Annotated in this window: 10 protein-coding genes; 4 read left to right on the top strand and 6 right to left on the bottom strand. The window is 71.1% G+C overall.

Annotated elements, in window-relative coordinates:
* Positions 1-4: 4 nt before the first annotated feature.
* The 4 genes from AB0I79_RS51850 to AB0I79_RS51835 all read right to left on the bottom strand — a co-directional run bounded on the left by AB0I79_RS51850 (position 5) and on the right by AB0I79_RS51835 (position 3,450).
* Positions 5-1,258, bottom strand: coding sequence for a hypothetical protein (locus tag AB0I79_RS51850; protein WP_357890797.1), 1,254 nt, complete (start codon positions 1,256-1,258; stop codon positions 5-7).
* Complete coding sequence (locus tag AB0I79_RS51845) at positions 1,255-2,349, bottom strand: TOMM precursor leader peptide-binding protein (protein ID WP_357890794.1); 1,095 nt, start codon at positions 2,347-2,349, stop codon at positions 1,255-1,257. The genes AB0I79_RS51850 and AB0I79_RS51845 overlap by 4 nt, the downstream gene beginning before the upstream one ends.
* Before the next feature lie 75 nt (positions 2,350-2,424).
* Positions 2,425-2,637, bottom strand: coding sequence for a hypothetical protein (locus AB0I79_RS51840; RefSeq protein ID WP_357890791.1), 213 nt, complete (start codon positions 2,635-2,637; stop codon positions 2,425-2,427).
* 90 nt (positions 2,638-2,727) lie between these two features.
* Entirely contained in the window at positions 2,728-3,450 is a 723-nt protein-coding gene (locus AB0I79_RS51835; RefSeq protein ID WP_357890788.1) for a TetR/AcrR family transcriptional regulator, read from the bottom strand.
* 108 nt (positions 3,451-3,558) lie between these two features.
* Here AB0I79_RS51835 and AB0I79_RS51830 point away from each other — a divergent pair, with 108 nt between their 5' ends.
* On the top strand, positions 3,559-4,827 hold the full coding sequence (locus AB0I79_RS51830) for a hypothetical protein (RefSeq protein ID WP_357890785.1): 1,269 nt from the start codon (positions 3,559-3,561) through the stop codon (positions 4,825-4,827).
* A 117-nt stretch (positions 4,828-4,944) separates the two neighbouring features.
* On the opposite strand, the gene AB0I79_RS51825 is transcribed toward AB0I79_RS51830, so the two are convergent.
* Positions 4,945-5,943, bottom strand: coding sequence for a winged helix-turn-helix domain-containing protein (locus AB0I79_RS51825; protein WP_357890782.1), 999 nt, complete (start codon positions 5,941-5,943; stop codon positions 4,945-4,947).
* A 59-nt stretch (positions 5,944-6,002) separates the two neighbouring features.
* Between AB0I79_RS51825 and AB0I79_RS51820 the strand changes: the two genes are divergently transcribed.
* Positions 6,003-7,211, top strand: coding sequence for an MFS transporter (locus AB0I79_RS51820; protein WP_357890779.1), 1,209 nt, complete (start codon positions 6,003-6,005; stop codon positions 7,209-7,211).
* Positions 7,212-7,329: 118 nt separating this feature from the next.
* Here AB0I79_RS51820 and AB0I79_RS51815 read toward each other — a convergent pair whose 3' ends face one another.
* On the bottom strand, positions 7,330-7,641 hold the full coding sequence (locus AB0I79_RS51815) for a hypothetical protein (protein WP_357890777.1): 312 nt from the start codon (positions 7,639-7,641) through the stop codon (positions 7,330-7,332).
* Here AB0I79_RS51815 and AB0I79_RS51810 point away from each other — a divergent pair.
* Both AB0I79_RS51810 and AB0I79_RS51805 read left to right on the top strand, forming a co-directional pair.
* Positions 7,631-13,264, top strand: a complete 5,634-nt coding sequence (locus AB0I79_RS51810; protein WP_357890774.1) for a LamG-like jellyroll fold domain-containing protein — start codon at positions 7,631-7,633, stop codon at positions 13,262-13,264. The genes AB0I79_RS51815 and AB0I79_RS51810 overlap by 11 nt on opposite strands.
* A 142-nt stretch (positions 13,265-13,406) precedes the next feature.
* A complete protein-coding gene (locus tag AB0I79_RS51805; RefSeq protein ID WP_357890925.1) occupies positions 13,407-19,673 on the top strand; it encodes an RHS repeat-associated core domain-containing protein in 6,267 nt (2,088 codons plus the stop codon).
* The last annotated feature ends 2 nt before the right edge of the window (positions 19,674-19,675 follow it).

Raw genomic sequence — 19,675 nt, 5'->3', positions numbered from 1 at the left:
CAGGTCACGGCTTCGGCCGGCGGAACCAGTGGCGGCGCGTCCGGATGAACGTCACGAGGAACATCACCTGGATGCCGCCCTCGACCAGGATGAGCAGCGCGGCGTCGATCGCGGCGAGGGCGGGGCCGCCGTGGAGCCCGGCCCGCAGGGCCGTCAGCGCGTGGGTCAGCCCGCTGATGATGATCGGCGCGCCGTAGAAGGCGAAGACCGTCAAGGTGACGGAGCTGCCCAGCGCGAGGGTGACGGCGTAGATCCTTACGGCGCGGCGCTCGTGAGCGGCGAGGTCGCCGGTGGGATCGGTCACCGGCTGGCCGGGCCTCCTGAGCGGGGCGACCGCCTTGGCGAACAGGTACCGGACGTAGCGCAGACCGTCGCCGAACAGGTCCTTGCACCGGAGCAGGTCGCGGAGCACGAAGTAGAGGTCGGTCCGCATGTAGATCTGAGCCTGGAGAGGCAGGCACAGCAGCGTGGTCAGGATGAAGGCCCGCAGCAGCGCCTCGGACGGGCCGGGCAGCGGCAGGTAGGCGACGGCCAGCAGCATCGTCGCGATGAGGAAGACGTCGGAGGCCATTCCGGCCAGATACACGCGGTAGCGGTGCCGCCGGGGGACTCCCCAGATGGCGGTGACGTCGGTCTGCACGACGAGGTAGTGCAGCCTGGTGCCGAAACCGATCCTCGCCGGCGCGCCGAGCGAACGCGCCGCGATCAGATGCATCAGCTCGTGCACGCTCGCGACGACGGAGAAGAAGGCCGTGTTGACCAGCACGGAGAGCCCGGTGTACCCGCTCCAGAAGAAGTCCTGGTGGCGGGGGAACAGGCTGGGCCGGGTGAGCACGGTCAGGGACGCGGCCACCACGACGGCGAGCCAGAACAGCTTCATCGGTCCGGCGAAGACCCATCGGACGTGCCGCTCGGTGACGCCCATGAAATGGCCGGCCACCGGCGCGGACGCCGGGCCGGACAGCGGGTGCCCGTCGACCTCGGCTACGAAGGCGAGATCGGCGAGTGATTCCACGAAGTCGGCCACGTCCAGCTCGACGTCGTGCTCGGCGGCGATCGTGGCCTCGACGTCCGCGACCGGCCGCCCCTCGCGGAGCAGCCGGATGACCTCCCCGCACACCGCGGGCAGCTCGACGAACTCGCCGAGGTCCGGGCGGCCGACGATGATCGCCTCTGGGTCGTCGTCGTCGGGCCGGACGACGAGGGGGTGGAACCGTACGACGCTGCCCGTGCCGACCTCGGTCGCCTGGGCGCTCACCGCGCTCCTGGCCCGCAGACCGGGCACTCGTCGTCACGCGGGACGTCGATGTAGTACTGGTGGTCCCAGACGGCCAGATTCCAGTGGAAGACCCTGCCGCGGGTCTGCGCCGGCAGGCCGCCGAGCTGGTACAGCACCTCCAGGGCGCACAGGTGGCCGCTGATGTTCGCGCTGGCGGCGACCACCGCGTTCGGCCGCGACTCGGCCAGCAGCCGCCCGAGCTCCTTCTCCTTGCGCGCCTCCTCCTGCCGGTCCAGGCAGGCCCAGCAGCCTGTCTCCCCCGGCACGAACGAGCCCACGACGACCATCGGCCCGGTGTACAGGCTCATGAACCACGGGGTGCCGGTCCGCAGGGCCGCTTCGTTGGTCCACTCGACGATCTCCGGGTGCGGTTCGTCCGCGCACAGGACGAACACGTCGCAGCCGGTCATCAGCTCCACGACGTCATCGGGGCCGGCCACCTTGGTCTCGTCCCCGGTCACCAGCACCGCGCCGTTCATCGCCCGCAGCCGCGCGGTCGCCTGACCGACCTTGGACTTGCCCAGGTCCGCCTCGGCGTACAGGAGCTGGCGGGTCAGGTTCGACTCTTCGATGTCGTCGAAATCGGCGATCCGCAACGCGCCGATGCCGCTCGACACCAGCCCCGCCGCGACGGCCGATCCGGTGCCGCCCACGCCGAGCAGGCTCACCCGGGCGTTCTTGATCGCGGACTGGACGTCGTGCGGTGACGTGCGCGGCGAGGTGTCGATCCAGCTGTAGAAGTGGCGTGCCGACGCGTACCGGGCGACCTCTCGCTCCGTGAGGTTCGCCGGCACGGGCGCGCCGGCGTCCTCGACGAAGCCGCTCTCGACCAGGTCTTCGATGACGCCGCGCACGCTGTCGTCGTCCACGCCGGGGTGGGTCTTCCCGAAGTCGGCGCAGATCTCGTCGGCGGTCCGGGTGCCGTCCATCAGCGCCAGGATCGTGGCGATGCTGCCGTCCTCGTCGTCGGCTATCTCGGAGGCCACTCCGAATTGGGACAGTCCGATGACGATGCGATTGCCGGGCAGCACGAACGGCTGGTGAACACGTTTCACCCTGGGCAGACGCACTCGGCTACCCTCTCCTTCACACACTGGAAGCGGAACCGGCCGGACAACGACCGGCCGGTTCCGCGCATCCGTTGATCAGCCGCTGGCTCCGCCGCGGTTGATGGTGGTTTCGATCTTCTCAAGCTTCCTGATCTTGACCTCGAGCTTCTTCTTCATCGACATCTCCTCGCTCTCGATCTCAAGCCGGGTGACTTCGGGACAACCGGTGCAGGCACGCGCAAAACATGAGTCCCGCTCATCACCGCTTTGCCATTCAAGATCATTACATGGGGAAAGCGCGGCGGTCAATGGTCGTAGCTGCGACGTCCGGCATCGCGCCGGCCCGGCAGGTCCTGCGCCCCGTTCATCCTGTGCGCAAGGGTTCGGAGCGGGTGTCGGTCATGGCACGCGCAGGTTCGGGCTCCGCTCCAGCCCGAGGATGCCGAGCAGGTGGTCCATCATGTGCTCGAACAGCGGCATCGGGTCGTCGAAGGCGAACTCCTGGTGCCCGTACACGGCCATGCAGAGCAGCCCATAGATCTGCCGCCAGCAGATGACCATGAGCAGGACCACGCCGATCGGGAAGTCCAGGCCCACGTGCGTCCGGTACGTGCGCAACTGCTCCGCCAGGACGGGATCGATGTCCTCGTCCGCGTCGATGACCAGCCGCCCTTCGCGCCACAGCCGGGCGAAGGGCACCCCGAAGAAACCGCCCAGCTCGCGTGCGATGACCTTCGGAATGCCCTCCTCCGAGTCGGCGATCTTGACGTACGCGGCGCCCATGAGCAGGTCGAACTCGACCTTGTTGGCCATCGACCAGTCGAGCACGGCCCGGGTGGCGGCGTGGAGCTGGGCGCTGACGTCGTCGGGGTCCTGGCGGTGCAGGGCCTTGGCGACGTTGTCCATGAACTCGGAGGTGAGGTCGTCGTAGACGGCGCGCACGAGCCCTGCCCGGCCGTTGAAGTAGCGGTATAGGGCGGGCGGCGTCACCCCGACGGCGCGAGCCACGGCGGCGAGGGTCAGGCCCTCGACGCCCTCCTCCGCCGCGATTCTCCGGGCGGCGGCCTTGGCGTCGCGTTCGAGCTCGGCCCGCAGTCGCTCCCGTCTCGTCAGCGCTGTCACATGGCCATCTTCGCGCGTTTCGCCTGGAGCCGCGACTTGCAGTGAAGCCGTGTCACATGGTTAATGGTATTCACTCTTTTAAGGATCATCATTGAATGGAGTTCTCCGATGGGTACTGCCAGAGGCGGCTGGGCGGCCGCGGCCGTCGCGATCCTCCTTGCCACCACCGGTTGTTCGACCCCGTTCGGCCCGGTCGCCGTCCCCGCGCCGCCGCCCACGAGCCCCACTCCCGCCCCGGACCCCCGGAAGGCGGCGCTGGCCGAGGCGGCCAGGAGCCTGCCCGCCCTGCTCGCCGCGCGGGGACCGGTGGTCTGCTCACGGGCCGACGAGCACTGGCGGGTCACGGCGTACGACGACGCCTTCCGCACGCCTGCCGTGAGCTTCTCCAGCGCCACGCTCCAGCCCCTCCTGACCGAGATCGCCGCGAAGGCGGGCGGCGAGGAAGCGGAGGTCCGCAGCCTCTGCGGTGACACGGGCGACCCCGGCGTCAGCCCGGTCTCGCCGGACGGTCGCCGGATCGCCGTCCAGGTGAACGGCGCCTCCGAGCACGACTCGAAGCACGTCGGCTGGCTCGACCTCGGCACGGGGGCGTTCACGGACCTCACCGAGCGATCGAACAAGAAGGGGTACGTGACGGAGACGTTCTCCGACGACCGCCCCGGCTTCGCGCCGGACGGCTCACTCTGGTTCCGCCGCGGCCTGCGGTACTACTCGGCCGACTCCAAAGGCTTGCTCACTCCACGCCGGCTCAGCATCGCCTGCATCAAGAACGAGAGCGACGAGATCTACTACCGCGTCATCCGGTCGATCGCCGTCGTGTGCCCCGGCGTCGTCCACCCCTCCGGCAGGTTCGCCGCCGACCCCACCACGGTGGCCAAGGGCCTGTCGTCGGTGCGAGGCGCCGAACTCGACCTCATCGACCGGACGATCGACGGGCACGACGACGAGCCGATGCACAAGCCGTTCGGCATGGAGATCGTCGTGCGCGACGACGGCGGGCTGCGCGGCTGCCTGCCCCTGGCCTGGCTCGACACCACCGAACTGCTCTGCCAAGGAGGGGACAACGACTTCTACACCACCCGGGTCGCCCCCCGGCTCGCCCGCGACGACGTCGAGTACGTGCAGAACGTAGAGGTCAAGGTGCTCAGGGAGGTCGCCCCGGCGACCCAGTCGTCGGTCATCGCAGCGGCCCTGTCCAAGGATCGCCGCTCCCTGATCATCGCCTCCGGCGCGGGCAACGACATCGACACGGCCAAGCTCTACCGCGTCGGCCTGGAGCCCGTTTCGGCCCCGGTGGAGCTCGGCCCGGTCCCGCAGGAGGCGAGGCTGGGCTTCACGCTGCTGAACAACTTCCAGCACCCGATGGACGCGCGGTGACAACGCGCCCGCCGTCGGCTCGTCCGGGCCCGGCCGGGGCGCTGGGACGGCGACCGGGTGGTCGATGCGCCAGCCGGGGCGGCGGGCCGGGAGCCGGCCTGTCACCGGGGGCCGTGCTCAGTCGCCGGCCAGGATCCCGCCCAGAGGGGTGCGCTCGTAGCGCACGGATCGGCCGGTCCGCGTCCGCGTGACCAGGCCGGATTCGCGCAGCACGGCCAGGTGGCCGCCGACCGCGCCCAGGCTGAGACCCAGCTGGCGGACCAACTGCGTGGTCGTCGCCGGCACCGCGAGCGCCCGCAGCACCTGCGCGCGGTGCGGGCCGACCAGCCGCGCCAGCGCCGCCGTGCCGGCCTGCGGGGGCGGCGGCCCGAGCAGGTCCGCGACGCCACGCGCCGGATACACCAGAGCGTACGGCCAGGGCGGCTCGACGTAGCTGATGAGGGTGCCGAAGACGGTCGGCATCAGCAGCAGCCCCTTGCCTCCCAGCCGGTGCCGCTCCCACTCGTTCCGGGGACCGGTGCGCACCTCGATCACACCGTCGGCCCCCTCCGAGCGCCAGCTCACCCGGGGATCCAGGTCGGACAGCGCCGCGGCCCAGCCGTACATGGCGAGGTGCCCTGCGCGGTGCACCAGGTCGCGCTCCAGCACCGTACGCAGCCGCGGCCAGTCGGGCTCGACCAGCGCGTGCCAGGTCGCCTCGATCGCGTCCGAAAGCCGGGTGAGCACGTCCGGGGCGGCCAGGATCTGCTGGACGTGGCGCGGCGGCGTACGAAGGCCGGCCAGGTTGCGGGCGATCTCCGCGCGTACCTGGGGCAGCGGGGTCGCCCGCACCGCGGCGAGTTCGACGGCGAAGTCGTCGCCGGAGCCCGAAGGCGGAGGATGGATGAAGTCGGCGTTGTAGCCGCCGCGGCGGAACAGCGTTGTCAGCGCCCCGACCGCGGGCGTCTCGCGCAGCAGCCGCGCGTACCGCGGCGCGATGCGCTCCGCCCAGGGCCGCAGCGGCCCGGCCGGTTGCTTGCCCGCCGCGACCCGCAGCGCGTTCATCGCCTCACCCAGCGGCGAGATCGCGTAGCGGGTGTGCGCCACGTCGACCGGGCCCACTTCGATGGCAAGCATCTTTCGCCTCCACGCGAAAGCCTAACGCCTCCGTCCGCACCGCCCCGAGACTGGCCCGCATGACGACACCCCAGGCCGCACCGGTGCGGGCCACCTACCGCGAGGTGTTCGCGGTAGGCCAGTTCCGCGTGCTGTTCACCGGCTACACGCTCTTCCTCGGCGGCGAGACGGTGAAGATGCTCGCGCTGTCGGTGACCGTCTACGCCGGCACCGGCTCGCCCCTGCTAGCCGCGCTGGCCTACGTCGCCGGCTTCCTGCCCTACGCCCTCGGCGGCACGCTGCTGCTGGCGTACGCCGACCGGTGGCCGCCGAGGGCCGTGATGGTCGGCTACGACCTGGTCCGCGCCGCGGTCGCCGCGGTGCTCGCCGCCGGGCTGCTCTCCTCCACCGCGATGCTGGTGCTGGTGTTCGTCACCGGCATCCCCGGCGCGGTCGCCTCCGCGGCGCGCAGCGCGCTGCTGCCCGAACTGCTCGACGGCGACCGGTACGTGCTCGGCCGGGCCGTGTTCTCCATGGCCGCCGGCGGCACGCAGGTGCTCGGCTTCGCCGTGGGCGGGATGCTGATCGCGGCGCTCGGCCCGCACGGCGCGCTGTGGATCACGGTGGCGAGCTGCCTGCTGTCCGCCGCGCTGCTGCGCCTGCGGCTGGCCGAGCAGCCGCGCCGCGGCCCGGCCGCCGGGTACGCGGTACGCGAGACCTGGCGCGTCAATCGCGAACTGCTGCGCCGGCCGGCGATCCGTTCGCTGCTGCTGGCCCAGTGGCTGCCGCCCGCGCTCGTGGTCGGCGCCGAGGGCGTGCTCGTCCCGTACGCCGTCCAGATCGGCATGCCGGACGCGGCCGGGCTGCTGTTCACCGCCGTGGCGCTCGGCATGCTCACCGGCGACCTCGCGATCGGCCGGCTGGTCACCCCAGAACGGCGGGAACGGCTGGCCGGGCCGCTGGCGCTGCTGCTCGGCGCACCGTTGCTCGGGTTCGTGCTCTCGCCAGGACCGGTCATCGCGGCGCTGCTGCTTGCCGTGTCCGGGTTCGGGGTCGCCTACCAGCTGGGGCTGGCCCGGCGCTTCCTGGCGGCGGTGCCGGAGGCGAACCGAGGCCAGGCCTTCGGGCTGGCGCTGACCGGGACCATGACGTCGCAGGGGCTGTTCGCGGCCGGCGGCGGGGCTTTGGGCGAGGTGGTGGCACCCGGCCTGGTCGTCGGCGCGGCGGGCGCGGCGTCCCTGCTGGCCGTACGGGGTCTCTGGCGCGTGCTCGCGCCGCCGCGTGCCTGAACCCGCGGCTGCCCCTTCTCGACGAGCCGGCCTGGACGCGTCCCCGGCGAGGGCGCCCAGGGCGTACCGCGTCAGGTGGAGTTCCGCTACGCCTACCGCGGCGGATTGACGGTCATCGTCAAATCCTGGGTGGACGACCGGAAACACGCCGGTCGATATCGTGATGCCGGATGTCGGACGCGGTCACGGGTGCGGGTAAACGACCGCCGATATTCATCTGCTCACCTTTGTGAAACCCCCTGATGACGTCTTCCGTCTGCCGAAAAACCGTCCTAGGAGGAAAATTCATGGGTTTACGGGGTGCGGCTGTCATCGTCTCGTTGACGATGATCGCCGCGAGTGTGCTCACTTTGTCGGGCACCGGGGAAAGACCGGCCGCCGCCGCGACGTCGGCGCCGGCCGCGGAGGTGACTTCCCCGTTGTCCATCATTCCGACGTCGTATCCCGTACCGGCTGACGCGATTTTCGTGGCCCCCGGCGGAAACGACGCCGGCGCCGGCACCATGGAGGCTCCGCTGCGGACCGCGGGGGCGGCGGTGGCCAGGGCCGCGGCGGGCAGGATGACCACGATCGTGTTGCGCGCCGGAGAGTACCGTGAACGGCTGGGCAACGTCGCCGCGCCGGTGACGCTGCAGCCGTACCCGGGGGAGAAGGTCTGGTTCAAGGGCAGCTCGGAGATCCAGCAGGGCCAGCTGACGGCCGACGGCAACGCCTGGCGGCTGGACGGCTGGAACCCGGCCAGCGTGTGCCGGGCCACCGCGCCGGCCTACGACGAGTGCATGAACCCGCTGCACTTCAACGACGACAACCCGGTCGGCGGGGATCCGCAGATGGTGTTCCTCGACGGTGAGCCGCTGCGCCAGGTGGCCACCAGGGAGGAGGTCAGGGCGGGGACCTTCTTCCACGACGGGCCGGGCGACCGGACCTTCATCGGCAGCGACCCGACAGGGCGCAGGGTCGAGATCACGGCCAGGAAGAGCGGCATGCACTTCTTCGCCGGCGCCGACGGGTCGGTCGTGCGGGGGCTCGGGTTCGCCCACTTCGGCAGCAGCCAGAACCAGACCAAGGAACCGGCCGCGCTCATCGCGCAGGCCAAGGGCATGGTGTTCGAGAAGAACACGATCATCCACAACGCGGCGTCGGGCCTGCTGGTCAACGCCGACGACGTGCGCGTGAGCGGGAACGCGATCGCCGAGAACGGCTATCTGGGCATCGGGGCGCACCGGTCGGCGAATCTGACGGTCGAGAACAACCGGGTCGTGCGCAACAACACCGAGCAGCTCGGCTTCTCGAAGGGCTATCACCTGGCAGGCGCCGGGATGAACGCCACCCGGGTCACCGGCGCGACCGTTCGTGACAACGTGTTCGAGGCCAACCAGGGCGTCGGCCTGTGGTGCGATCTGTCGTGCCACGACATGACGATCATCCGTAACCTGATCCGCGGCAACTCCCGGCACGGCCTGCACTACAAGGTCTCGGGCCAGGCGCTGATCGCCTCCAACGTGCTGGCCGGCAACGGCATGACCGGGCTGAGCCTGCTGGGCTCGAACCACGTCCGGGTGATCAACAACACCTCCGTCGGCAACGCGCAGGCGATCGCGGTGCAGGAGGACGCGCGGCCGACCTGCCCCGGCGCGGACGACGTCTGCCCGACCGACGCGGAGAAGGCGCTGGGCATCACGTGGGACACCGCCGACATCACGCTGATGAACAACGTGATCGCCGGCGGCACGAGCACCGCGCCGCTGGTCAACACCACCGACAACAACACCGGCGAGTCCGGGCGCCGGGTCGGCGCCGACGGCATGATCCCGGCCGCCCAGATGCACCACAACGGGTACTCGCGCACCGGCGCGGACACGCCGGCCACGCTCGTGCAGTGGTCGCGGGTGACCGGTTCGAGCATCCACTATCCGTCGCTGGCGCAGTTCCAGGCCGCGACCGGCCGCGACGCGAACTCCCGCTACCAGGAGACGAGCTACGTGGTCAACGCCGACGCCGGGGACTACCGGCTGGTGCCGGGCAGCCCGGCCGAGTCGGCGGGCGCGGCGCTTCCCGCCGATGTCGCCGCGGCCCTCGGCGTGCCGTCCGGGCAGCCGGTCAGGCTCGGCGCGCTGGCCTGGCCGGACGAGCCGGCCAGGACCGAGCTGGTCCGCAACGGGACGCTGGACGGGCCGTCGATCGTGCCGTGGTGGTCGGCGGGCAACCCGGCGCTCACCGTGGACAACGGCGAGCTGCGGGCCGCCGTCGCCGACGGCGCGGCCGAGCCCGGCGACGCCGTCGTCACGCAGCTCACCGGCAGCCTGATCAGCGGGCGCACCTACACGGTGTCGTTCGACGCCCGCGCCTCGGCCGACGTGGCCGTCGAGGTGGCCGTGCGGGAGGGCGAGGCGCCCTACAGCGCCGCGCTCGCGCAGAGCGTCGAGCTGGAGACGGGCCGCCAGCGCTACTCCTTCCCGTTCACCTCCACGCTCGACACCACCGCGGCCGAGGTGGTCTTCCAGCTCGGGGGCAAGGGCGCGATCACCGTCCATCTGGACAACGTCTCCCTGGTGGAGAACACCTGGGGCCTGTCGAAGGAGCCGAAGCAGACCGAGGCGGAGGCGCTGGCCGCCGCGGCCGCGAGCGGGCAGCTCGTCGAGGTGCTGTCGGAGCGCGGCGAGACCCGCGAGGTGTATGCCACACCCGACGGCAGCTTCACCTCCAAGGAGCATTTCCAGCCGGTTCGCGTGGTGAAGGACGGCGTCTGGACGCCCGTCGACACCAAGCTGCGCAAGCTGGCCGACGGGTCGATCGTGCCGAACGCGGTGCCGACGGAGATCAAGCTGTCCGGCGGCGGCACCGGCCCGCTGGTGACGATCAACCGGGCAGGCCGGCCGATGTCGCTGACGTGGCCCACGGCGCTGCCCAAGCCGTGGCTGGACGGCGACTCCGCCGTCTACCCCGGCGTCCTCGGTGCGGACGTGGACCTGCGGGTGCGGGTGGAGCCGGAGGGGTTCTCGCACGTGCTGGTCGTCAAGACCGCCGCGGCGGCCGCGGACCCGCGCCTGGCAGCCATCAAGCTGGGCCTGTCAGCGCCCGGCCTCAGCGTGCGGACGGCGGACGACGGCACCCAGCAGGCGGTCGACGAGACCACCGGCGGCGTGGTCTACGAGGCCCCGGTGCCGATCATGTGGGACTCCACCGCGCCGGCCACCGGGTCGGCCCTACGGGCGGCGACGGCCGACGACGGCGGGGAGAACCCCGGCGAGGACCTGACCGACAACGGCGTCGTGGAGGCCTCCGCCAGCCAGCCCGGCGACACCTCCAAGATCGCCACCGTGACCACCAGCGTGAGCGGCGGCGAGATGACGCTCAAGCCGGACCCGGCCCTGCTCACCGGCGCGGACACCGCCTACCCCCTCTACATCGACCCGATGTGGGACACCCCCCGCGCCTCGGCCCGCCTGATGGTCTCCAGCGCCGGATGGTCGAAGTACAACTTCACCAAGAACGAGGGCATGGGCCGCTGCCCCCGCGACTACCCGCCCGCCGGCCGCTACTGCAACGGCTGGTACGAGAAGCGGCTGTTCTACCGCGTCCCCACCGCCAGGTTCGCGCACAAGCAGATCATCTCGGCCGAGTTCCACGCCCAGGAGACCTTCGCGACCTCGTGCAGGAAGCGCGTCGTGGACATCTACCTGGCCAAGAGCTTCGGGACGGGCTCCACCTGGAACTCGACCTCCGACAACTGGGTGCGCAGGCTGGACAGCAGGAACGTGGCCAAGGGCTGGAGCTCCGGCTGTCCCGCCGGTGACGTGCTGTTCAACGTGACCAGCGCCGTCCAGGAGGCGGCCAGGAAGGGCTGGTCGAACACCACCTTCGGCCTGCGTGCCCGCGACGGCGGCGACCAGCTCGCCTGGAAGCGTTTCGACCGCAACGCCTTCGTCCGGGTGCACTACAACAGCCCGCCCGCGCAGCCGAAGATGAGCCAGCTCTCCTCCAGCCCCGGCGGCACCTGCCGCGGCCCTGCCACTCCGGCCACGTTCAACCGGCTGCCGACCCTGTTCGCCAAGAACCTCACCGACCCGGACAACAAGGGCGTGGAAGGGGAGAAGCTCAAGGCGCAGTTCCAGGTGATCTGGACGGAGAACGGCGTCCAGAAGGTCAAGAACCTCGGCACCGTCAAGAAGATGTCGGCCAACGGCCCGCGCAAGTCCTCCTTCAGCGTGGTGATCCCCAAGAACCTCATCCCGCAGGGCGTCGTCGCCCACTGGGGCGTGCGCGCCTCCGACGGGCGGGCGTGGAGCCCGTGGAGCTGGGACGGCAACGCCACGGCCTGCTACTTCGTCTACGACGCCAGGGCCCTGCCCGAGCCGAAGGTCACCTCCACCGGCGCCGACGGCTACCCCGCGCTCGATCCGGCCGACCCCGCCCAGGTCCCCACCGACGGCGTGGGCCGGTACGGCACGTTCACCATCGCCCTCGACACCCGGGTCAGCAAGTACGCGTGGGCGATGAACACCGACCCCGCCGAGGGAGCGGCCAAGACCAGGACCACCGCCACCGAGTCGATCAAGGCGATGCCCACGCACGCCGGCCTGAACACCCTGTACGTGACGGCGTGGGACGCGGCCAACAACTGGTCGACCGGCACCTACGAGTTCTGGGTCGCCGACGGCAAGGCCCCGAAGGCGCACTGGAAGCTCGACGAGGCGGCGGGGGCGACCCGGCTGGCCGACGCCCAGGGCGCCTACCCGGCCACGCCGCAGGGCGGCGCCACCCTCGGCGCGCCCGGAGCGCTGAGCACCGCGATGCGGCTGAACGGCACCACCTCCTACGCCGCCACCGGCGGCCCGGTGGTGGACACCACCCAGAACCTCGCGGTGTCGGCGTGGGTGAAGATGCCGGCCACGCTGCCCACCACCCACTTCGTCGTGGCCAGCCAGGCCGCGACCAAGAACTCGCCCTTCTACCTGAAATACGACCCGGCCGACAAGAAGTGGAAGCTGTGGCGGGTCCAGGCTGACGCGAGCACCACCGGAGCCGGCACCGCGTACTCCAGGGAGCCGGCCAGACCCGGCGGGTGGACCCACCTGGTCGGCGTGCAGGACGTGGTGACCAAGAAGCTGCGGCTCTACGTCAACGGCGTGGAAGGCGTGCCGGGGGACATGAGCTCGGCGGCCTGGGCGGCGGGCAACGCCTTCCAGATCGGCCGGGGCCTGTACAACGGTCAGTTCGCCAACTACACGCCGGGAGTCGTGGACGACGTCCGGGTCTTCGACCGGGTGGTGACCGCCGACGAGGTGCGGGACCTGTACACGATCAAGCCCGTGGTGGAGAGCAAGTGGCACCTCAACACCGCCACCGGCACCCCGCCCGGCAGCCCTGACACGGGGCAGGGCGTCGCCTACCCGCTGACGCTCAACGGCGCAGCCAAGATCACCACCGACTTCGCCGAGGTGCTCGTGAAGTCCCCGGCCGGAACCCCGAGCGGGGCGCTGAAGTTGCCGGGCGGCAACAACGACTACGCCGCGGCGACCGGGCCGGTGATCGACACCCGCGACAGCTTCACCGTCTCGGCGTGGGTGTCCACCCCGGGAGAGCCCAGCAGGCCGATGACCGTGCTCGGCCTGGCGGGATCGCACAACAGCGCGATCACGGTGCGCTACGACCCGGGCAAGCAGCGCTACGTGCTGGACGTACCGGACAAGGACGGCGCCGGCGCGACGACGGCCGGCGTGGAGCACTCCATGTTCCACCAGGGCAACTTCGGCGACTGGGACCATCTCGCCGTCACCTACGACGCGACCGAGGGGACGGTCACGCTGTGGGTCAACGGGGTGAAGGAGGCCGCGAGCGGCGCGGACAACCTGTCCTTCCGCCACCGCACCCGTCCCTTCGGCCCCATCGCCTCGCTCCAGGTCGGCCGGAGCCTGTCCGGCGGCACCTACCCGGCGGGCAAGGCCTGGTCCGGCGTGATCGATGACGTGTGGGTGCTGCGCGGCGTGGCCTCGCAGCAGCTCATCGACATGCTGGCGGTCCCGACGGAGATCGCCTCGATTCCCGGCTGACCCGGCGGGGGCCGGCGGTCCGACCGCCGCCGGCCCCCGCGTTGCCTGACTCCACGACGCGCTTCGGAGGTGACGCATGACTGTCCGCGGTGTCATGACGCGGGTGGGAAGCGGGCCGGTCCGCCGGCTCCTTCACTTGGCAATGACCACGGCCCTGGTGGCGGGGCTGCTCGTGGCCACGCCGGCGACCGGCACGGCCCGGGCCGCCGGGGAACCGCCCAGACCGGTGGACCACGAGGTCGTGGTGCCCGGCGCATCCTTGAAGGTCACGCCGCGCAAGGGCACCCCGCGCGCTCCCGACCCGGTCGTCCGCTGGCCGGCCGCGGGCGAGGCCGAGGTCACCCTCAGCGCCCAGAACAGCGCCCAGAACAGCGGCCAGAACAGCGCCCGGCAGGCGGGCGCGCAACGGGCGGGCGAGCTGCCCGTCTGGATCTCCGCTCCGGCATCGAAGGCGAAGGCGGCCGCACAGGGGCCGGCCGCCGAGCCCGGCAAGGTGCGGGTGCGGATGCTCGACCGGGCGGCCGCCGCCCGCGCCGGTGTCAGCGGGGTGCTGCTCACCGTCGGGCAGGCGGCCGGCCGGCCGGGCAAGGTGGGCCTGCGGCTGGACTACTCGGGGTTCGCCGAGGCGTTCGGCGGCGCGTTCGGGTCGCGGGTGCGGCTCGTGAGCCTGCCCGCGTGCGCGCTGACCACCCCTGACCTGCCGGGATGCCGGACGGCCGCGCCGCTGCCGTCCGCCAACGACACCCGCGCCAGGACGGTCGCCGCCGACGTCGAGGCCGCCGCGGAACCGGCCGTGCTCGCGGCGGTCGCCGGCGCCGACAGCTCCCGCGGCGACTACAAGGCGACCGAGCTGGCAGCCTCGGCCACCTGGCAGGTCGGCACACAGACCGGCGACTTCACCTGGTCCTACCCCCTGCGGATGCCCCCGGTGCCCGGCGGGCTCACCCCCGAGCTGGTCGTCGCCTACTCCTCGTCCTCCATCGACGGGCGCACCTCCAGCTCCAACAACCAGGGCTCGCAGGTCGGCGACGGCTTCGACCTGTGGCCCGGCTACATCGAACGCAAGTACCGCTCGTGCAAGGACGACGGCGTGCCCAAGGACGGCACCTACGACGTCCACCCCATGGACCAGTGCTGGGGCTACGACAACGCCGTGCTGACGCTCGGCGGCAAGGGCGGCGAGCTGGTGCAGTCCGGCGAGAACGAGTGGAGGCTCCGCAAGGACGACGGCACCCGGATCAAGAAGGTGTCCGGGTCCGGCACCGACACCGCCAACGGCGACGACAACAACGAGTACTGGGTGCTCACCGCCCCGGACGGCAAGCGCTACTACTTCGGCAAGAACCGGATGAAGGGCTGGGCCTCCGGCAAGGCCGAGACGAAGTCCACCTGGACCGTGCCCATCTTCGGCGACGACTCCGGCGAGCCCTGCCACGGCGACACCTTCGCCACGTCGTGGTGCCAGCAGGCCTGGCGGTGGAACCTCGACTACGTCGAGGACCCGCACGGCAACGCGATCGTCTACTACTACGGGCAGGAGGGCAACCGCTACGGCCGCAACCTGCGGGCCGAGGACGACACCCCCTACGTCAGGGGCGGCTACCTGAAGAGCGTCGAGTACGGCCTGAACGCCGCCGACCCCTACCCGGCCACGGCCCCGGCCAGGGTGGACTTCAAGGTCGCCGAGCGGTGCCTGCGCTCGGCCGACGACTGCGCCGAGTCGAAGATCGACGACCATCCCGCCTACTGGGAGGACGTCCCCTGGGACCTCAACTGCGCGGCGGGCACCAAGTGCGAGAACTACAAGGGGGCGTCGGCGCCCACGTTCTGGACGCGCAAGCGGGTCGTCGAGGCCGCGACGAAGGTGATCCAGAGCGACGGCTCCGGCCACCGCACCGTCGACTCCTGGTCCTTCTCCCACGACTGGGGCACCGCGGACGTGGACCGGCAGCTCCTGCTGAAGTCGATCGTGCACACCGGCCACGCCGGTCCCGCGCCGGTGGTGATGCCGCCGGTGAGCTTCGCCTACACCCAGCTTGCCAACCGGGTCGACGCCCTCGGTGACGACGTGGGCCCGTTTATCAAGAACCGCGTCGGCTCCGTCACCAACGAGACCGGCGGCGTCCTGGACGTCAACTACTCCGCGGCGGACTGCCGCCCCGGCGACACGCCCAGCCCGCCCGCCAACCACCGCCGCTGCTTCCCCGTCATGTGGGAGCGCACCAGCGGCGACGCCAGCCCGACGCTGGACTGGTTCCACAAGTACGTGGTGACCCAGCTCGTGCAGACCGACCTCACGGGCGGCTCGCCGGACATGGTCACCGACTACGACTACAGCATCGGCAAGCCCGCCTGGCGCTTCACCGACGACGACGGGCTCACCAAGGAGAAGTACCGCACCTGGTCGCAGTGGCAGGGCTACGACAAGGTGCGGGTGCGCACCGGCGCCACCAGCGCCGCCCCGTCCCAGACCGACCACTGGTTCTTCCAGGGCATGGACGGCGACCGCCTGAACGCCGACGGCGGCACCAAGAAGGTCACCGTCAGCGACGGCGAGGGCGGCTCCTACCCCGACCACGAGTCGCTCCAGGGCCTGACCCTCAAGACGATCACCTACGACAAGGCCGGCGGCCAGCCGGTCAGCAAGACCATGAACAGGCCCTGGCACCACCAGACCGCCTCACGCACCCGCACGATCGACAAGGGCACCATCACCGTCACCGCCAACCTCACCGGCGTCGCCGGCACCCGCGGCCTGAAGAAGCTCGACGACGGCTGGCGGGCGACCCGGTCGAGCGTCACCGCCTTCAACCTCACCACCGGCGCGCCCGCCCAGGTCGACGACGAAGGCGACACCGGCGTCACCGGCGACGAGAAATGCGTCACCACGACGTTCACCGCCGACGGCGCCCGGGTGCTCGCCAAGCCCGCCCAGGTCAGGACCGTGGCACGGCGCTGCGCCGACACCCCCGACCTGGCCAAGGACCTGATCTCCGAGGAGCGCACCTACTACGACAACGGCGCCTTCAAGGCGGCGCCCACCCGGGGGAACGCCACCCTCGTGGAGAAGGCGAAGGACGCCACGGCGACCGCGGTGACACCCCTCGCCGCGTCCCGCACCACGTACGACGCCTACGGCCGCCCGGTCACGGTCACCGACGCCGCGGGCCGGACCACGACCACGACGTACACCCAGACCCACGGCCTGACCACGAAGGTCGAGGTGAGCGGCCCGCCCGCGACGCCCGGCGACGCCGCCACGGCGCACACCACCGTCAAGGTGCTCGACCCGGCATGGGGCAGCCCCGTCAGCGACACCGACGCAGGCGGCAGGACCACCACCGTCCACTACAACGCCGCCGGCCACCTGACCAAGGTGTGGCTGGGCGGCCGGCCCGCCTCCGCCGTGCCGGACAAGGAGTACGACTACCTCATCCGGCCCAACGCGGTGGTGGCCGTCTCCACCAAGTCCCTCACCGCCGAAGGCGGCCAGGAGCTGTCGTACACGCTGTACGACGGGTGGCTGCGGCAACGGCAGCTCCAGGCGGCGGGCCGCGACGGCACGACCAAGGGGCGGCTCATCTCCGACACCTTCTACAACGCGGCCGGCCAGGTGGACCGCACCTACGAGAGTTACTACGCCGACGGCGAGCCGAGGCCGGAGGTCTTCGGCGTGGCCGACCCGGGCAAGATCGAGACCCAGCACGTCCACGAGTACGACGGCCAGGGCCGCACGACGGCCGAGCGGCTGCTGGTGGGCAGCAGCGACGCGCAGGAGAAGTGGCGCACCCGCTACGAGTACGGCGGGAACTGGACCAGGGTGACCCCACCGGCGGGCGGCACGCCCGTCACCACCTTCACCGACGCCCACGACCGCAGGACCGAGGTGCGCGAGCACCGGGCCGGCGGCTACGTCGCCACGCAGTTCCGCTACGACCACCGCGGGCTGGAGTCCTCGGTCACCGGGCCCGGCAACCACGTCTGGACCACGACCTACGACCTGCGCGGCCGCAAGATCCAGACGTCCGACCCCGACAAGGGCGTCACCAGGTTCACCTACAACGACGTGGACCAGCTCATCTCCACCGAGGACGCCCGGGGCAAGAAGCTGTCGGTCACCTACGACGGCATCGGCCGCAGAACCGGCCTGTACGACGCCACCACGGCCGGCCCCGGCGTCAAGGTCGCCGAGTGGGTCTACGACACCGTGCGCAAGGGGCAGCTCACCAGCGCCACCCGCATCGTGGGGACGGCCAGGTACACCACCCAGGTCGACATCTACGACAACCTGAACCGGCCCACGCGCAAGCGCATCCTGCTGCCGAGCAGCGAAGGAGCGCTGGCCCCCGACGGCGGCTACATCTTCGACACCACCTACAACCTCGACGGCAGCGTCAAGGCCGCGAGCAGCCCGGCCGCCGGCGACCTGCCGGCGGAGAACACCGCCTTCACCTACGACGACCTCGGCCGGCTCGTCGCGACCGGCTCCAACCTGTCGACGTACCTCGTGGGCGTCGACTACACCAAGACCGGCAAGCAGATCGGCCAGCGGCTGTCGATCGGCGCCGCCGGCAAGCAGGTGGACCAGACCTTCACCTACGAGTACGGCACGCAGCGGCTGCAGAAGGCCACCACCGCGCACGCCGGCACGGCCGGGACCGACCGCAGCGTGGAGTACCGCTACACCGACTCCGGCAACCTGCTCCAGGCCGTCGACACCTCCAGGGACGGGGTGGACAACCAGTGCTTCCGCTATGACGACCTGCAGCGGCTGATCGACGCCTGGACCCAGGAGGGCGCCACCTGCGCGGCCGACCCGGGCCAGGCCACGATCGGCGGGCCGGCGCCGTACCGGGTGAACTACACCTACGACGACGCCGGCAACCGGACGGGGGAGACCCACTACGCCGCCGGACCCTCCGGCGGCGCGCAGACCGCCACGCGCGGCTACCGCTACGCCGGCAACGCCGGCGTCGACCCCAAGTACCGGGGACACCAGCTCGCCGACGTGAGCGGCAGCCCCGAGAGCTACGGCTACGACCCGGTCGGCAACACCACCGAGCGCAGAACCTCCTCCGGCAACCAGACGCTGCACTGGGACGCCGAAGGCGAGCTGGTGAAGGTCGTCGACGACAAGAAGGGAGAGACCACCTTCCTCTACACCGCCGACGGCGAGCGGCTGCTGCGCCGCGACCCGGCCGGCACCACCCTCTACCTGCCCGACATGGAGGTGCGGCTGGACAAGGGGCAGAGCGCGGCCAAGGCCGTGCGCTACCACCGCAACGCCATGCGCACCGGCCAGGGCGTCACCTTCCTCGTCAACGACCACCACGGCACCGCCGAGCTGGCCATCAACGCGACCGACGGCTCGCTGAGCCGGCGCCGCTACACCCCGTTCGGCCAGCTGAGGGCCGGCAAGGGACAGTGGCCCGCCGGCAACGAGAAGGGCTTCGTCGGCGGCGTGGTCGACTCCACCACCGACCTGACGACGCTCGGCGCGCGCGGATACGACCCAAACACCGGCCGCTTCATCTCCGTGGACCCGGAGATCGAGATGGGCCGCTCGCAGCAGATGAACGGCTACAACTACGCCGACAACAACCCCACCACCATGTCCGACCCGGACGGCCGCTTCCCCTACGTCAACGTCTACCTGCTCGGCTACCGCCAGTTCTGGGTGCGGTACGGCAACTACAACTACCTCATGCGGCAGAACCTCTACCTGGTTCACGTGTACCTGAACATCTTCACGCACCGCTTCTACCTGGCGGTCAGCAACTGGTACGTCGCCGCCCGCCAGTGGGCCTACCGCCAGGGGCCGGTCGTGCCAGGGCAGAAACCGCTGCTGCGGCAGCCCGGCATCCCCGACCTGACCCCCAGGCCGCCGGCGGAACCGGCCAAGCCTCCGGCGCCGGCCAAACCGAAGAAGGGCACCATCGGCCTGTGCGGGGGACTCGGGATCAAGCTGACCGCGGCCTTCAGCGTGGAGGCGTGCCTGGTCGTCGACAGGAAGGGCGTGGGCGTCTCCGGCACCTACAAGACCGGCATGTCCACCTCGGTCGGCGCCGAGGCCACCGGCGGCCTGTTCTACAAGCACACGACCATCGAGGGCCTGGCCACCAAGCCGGGCACGTGGGACGCCTACTACGGGGCCGAATACGAGTCCAAGAAGGGCTGGGGTGGCGGCGGCTACGCGGTCACCGACGGCAAGGGCAACATCAAGGGCGGCGGCGCCGACGTCACCTTCGGGGTGTCGCAGAGCCTGCACCACGCGACCCACGGCCAGCTCCCCGTGGGCGTCACCGCCGAACGGGGCAGGACGGTGTCCAAGCGGCTGCGTAACCCGGTGAGCTGGTTCCAGGAGAAGATGCGCGGCTTCGTCTGGGAGTCCTACCACCCAGGAGGCTGAGC

The organism is Nonomuraea sp. NPDC050202, from assembly GCF_040656115.1.
Classification (GTDB): domain Bacteria; phylum Actinomycetota; class Actinomycetes; order Streptosporangiales; family Streptosporangiaceae; genus Nonomuraea.
The sequence above is the reverse complement of the archived record's forward strand: the minus strand, read 5'-3'. Positions and strand labels throughout refer to the sequence as shown.